General features: G+C 52.6%; 1 protein-coding gene. It reads left to right on the plus strand.

Features of this window, described 5'->3' with window-relative positions:
• Positions 1 to 268, plus strand: a 268-nt coding sequence (locus SB764_RS40755) for a homoserine O-succinyltransferase (protein WP_410866864.1), incomplete at both ends; no start/stop codon positions are given.

Raw genomic sequence — 268 nt, forward strand, 5'->3', positions numbered from 1 at the left:
GTTCGACGGCTTCATCATCACCGGCGCGCCGATCGAAATGCTGGACTATGAAGACGTCACCTACTGGGACGAGATGCAAAAGATTTTCGACTGGACGCAAACCAACGTCCATTCGACACTGAACGTCTGCTGGGGCGCGATGGCCGCCATCTACCATTTCCACGGTGTGCCGAAATACGAACTGAAGGAAAAGGCTTTCGGTGTTTATCGTCACCGCAATCTCTGCCCTTCATCGATCTATCTGAACGGCTTTTCGGACGATTTCCAG

Source organism: Paraburkholderia sp. SIMBA_027 (assembly GCF_046535315.1).
GTDB lineage: Bacteria > Pseudomonadota > Gammaproteobacteria > Burkholderiales > Burkholderiaceae > Paraburkholderia > Paraburkholderia tropica.